This is a genomic window from Streptomyces torulosus (assembly GCF_001419765.1).
Taxonomy (GTDB): domain Bacteria; phylum Actinomycetota; class Actinomycetes; order Streptomycetales; family Streptomycetaceae; genus Streptomyces; species Streptomyces torulosus.
The window spans coordinates 1-2,977 of record NZ_LIRK01000409.1; the positions used below are offsets into that span (position 1 = coordinate 1).

Annotated in this window: 2 protein-coding genes; both read left to right on the plus strand. The window is 74.1% G+C overall.

The features are described 5' to 3' along the window. Window positions 1-1,615: ATP-binding SpoIIE family protein phosphatase (locus tag AOK23_RS26895; protein WP_157878163.1), on the plus strand; the 1,615-nt coding region annotated here is incomplete at its 5' end. Between the two features lie 117 nt (window positions 1,616-1,732). Beyond that, a partial coding sequence (locus AOK23_RS26900) for a sugar ABC transporter ATP-binding protein (protein ID WP_055715212.1) occupies window positions 1,733-2,977 on the plus strand: 1,245 nt, incomplete at its 3' end.

Below are 2,977 nucleotides of genomic sequence, written 5' to 3' on the forward strand. Positions count from 1 at the left end.
CCGCATCGGCACCACCCTCGACGTGCGCCGTACCGCCCAGGAACTCGCCGAGACGATCGTCCCGCGGCTGGCCGACCACGTCATCGTCGACCTGGCCGAACCCGTCCTGCGGGGCGAGGAGGCCACGGACCCCCGCGCCGACCTGCGGCGCACGGTGGTCCACGGCGTCAGCGACGAGCCGCCCTTCAAGCCCGTGGGCAAACAGGTCGAATACGGTCCGACCGCACCCCAGCTGTGCTGTCTGGCCTCCGGGGAAGCGATGCTGGAGCCCGACCTGACGACCGCCGCCGACTGGCTCGCGCAGGACCCCGAGCACACCGACCGGCTGCTGCGCCACGTTCGCTCCCTCATCGCGGTGCCCCTGGTGGCACGTGGCGTCGCCCTCGGCGTCGCCACCTTCTACCGCGCCCACGACTCCGCGCCCTTCGACGACGACGACCGGGGGCTCGCCCAGGAACTCGCCCACCGGGCCGCCCTGTCCCTCGACAACGCCCGGCGCTACACCCGCGAACGCACCATGGTCCTGGCCCTCCAGCGCAGCCTCCTCCCGCACGGCGTGCCCGAACAGGACGCCGTCGAGGTCGCCCACCGCTATCTGCCCGCCGAGTCCGACGTCGGCGGCGACTGGTACGACGTCATCCCGCTCTCCGGCGCCCGCATCGGCCTCCTCGTGGGCGACGTCGTCGGCCACGGCATGTTCTCCGCCGCCACCATGGGCCGGCTGCGCACGGCCGCCCGCAGCTTCGCCGAACTCGACTTCCCGCCCGACGAGGTCCTCACCCACCTCGACAACCTCGTGAACCGGCTGGACCGCGAGGACCCCGCCTCCCACGGTGCCGGCATCATCGGCGCGACCTGCCTGTACGCCGTCTACGACCCGACCACGCAGCAGTGCAGCATGGCCCGCGCCGGCCACCCGCCGCCCGCGCTGGTCCGCCCCGACGGCACGGTCTCGTTCCCCGACCTGCCCGCCGGGCCGCCGCTGGGCCTGGGCGGCCTGCCCTTCGAGGCCGTCGAGGTCCACCTGCCCGAGGGCAGTGAACTGGTCCTCTACACCGACGGGCTCATCGAGGACCGTACCCGCGACGTCGACGTGGTCCTCGACCAGCTGAGCACCGCCCTCGCGCAGGCCGAGCGCACCCCGGAGGAGACCTGCCGGGCGGTCCTCGACACCGTGGCACCGGCCCATCCGGCCGACGACATCGCCGTGGTCGTGGCCCGCACCCACGCCTTCGACCCCGGTCGCATCGCCACCTGGGAGCTGCCCGCCGACCCGGCCCGCGTCAGCGAGGTCCGCGCCTCCGCCATGCGCACGCTGGCCGAGTGGGGACTCGACGAGGCGGCCTTCGCCGCGGAGCTGATGCTCAGCGAGCTGGTCACCAACGCCATCATCCACGGCAGCGGTCCCATCCGGGTCCGGCTGCTGCGCGACCGCTGCCTGATCTGCGAGGTCTCCGACACCAGCAACACCGCCCCGCACCTGCGCCGGGCGGCCAGCACCGACGAAGGCGGCCGCGGTCTGTTCCTCGTCGCCCAGCTGGCGCAGAGCTGGGGGACGCGCTACACGCCGGAGGGCAAGGTCATCTGGGCCGCCTGCGACCTCGACGGCGTCTGAGCCATCGGCACCGGCCCCCTCGACCGCGCCGAAATGCCAGAATTGGTGTGATACGTACGGTTACTATCGCTGACGCGAGTCATGAAGGGCTCGCCAGGCCGACCCCCGGAGCTGTCCGTGCACGATGTTCACGACACCTCTGCGCAGGAGGTCCCCGCCGACGGGGCGGAACCGCTGGTCCGCATCCGCGGGCTCACCAAACGGTTCGGCGGGACCCTCGCGCTGGCCGGGGTCGACCTCGACGTCCACGCAGGCAGCGTCCTCGCCCTCCTCGGACCCAACGGGGCCGGGAAGTCCACCCTCATCAAGATCCTCGCCGGCGTCCACCAGGCCGACGCCGGACGGATCAAGGTCGACGGACACCCCCTCGGCGGCCACGCCGCCGCCCACCGGATGTCCTTCATCCACCAGGACCTCGGCCTGGTGGAGTGGATGACGGTCGCCGAGAACATCGCCCTGAGCACCGGGTACGCCCGCCGCGCGGGGCTGATCTCCTGGAGCCGGACCCGGGAGCGCTGCACCGAGGCCCTGCGGAGCGTCGCCGGCCATCTCGACCCCGACACGACCGTGTCCCGGCTCGCCCCCGCCGAACGCTCCCTCGTCGCCGTCGCCCGCGCCCTCGCCGCACGGGCGAAGCTCATCGTGCTCGACGAGCCGACCGCCCGCCTCCCCGCCGCCGACTGCGCCCGGCTCTTCCGCGTCCTGCACACCCTGCGCGACCGCGGCCACGGCATCCTCTACGTCAGCCACCGCCTGGACGAGGTGTACGAGGTCGCCGACACCTTCGCCGTCCTGCGCGACGGCCACCTCGTCCGCCACGGCCCCCTGGCGGGCCACACCCCCGGCAGCCTCGTCCGCGACATCACCGGCGAGAAACCCGTCGGCCGCCGTCCGGTTCCGGCCCGCGCCGACGGCCCGCCCGTCCTGCTGCTCGACGGCGTACGGACCGCCGGAGCCGGACCGGTCGACCTGGACCTGAGGGCGGGGGAGGCGGTGGGCCTGGTCGGGCTCTCCGGCGCCGGACACATGGACCTCGGCCGGGCCCTCGCGGGCGCCCGGCCACTCCTCGGCGGACGCGCCCTGCTGGCAGGCAGGCCGTACCACCCTCGTACGGTCCCGGAGGCGGTCGCCCTCGGGGTCGCCTTCGTGCCCGGCGACCGACAGCGGGAGGGCTGCCTCACCGAGCTGACCGTGCGGGAGAACCTGCTGGCCAACCCGGGCGCGGCGGGCGAGACGGCGCCACGCTGGATCCGGCCCCGCCGGGAACGCGCCGTCGCCGTCGCCCTGATCGACCGGTTCGCCGTCCGGCCCCGCGACAGCGAGGCCGGCATCGCCACTCTGTCCGGCGGCAACCAGCAGAAG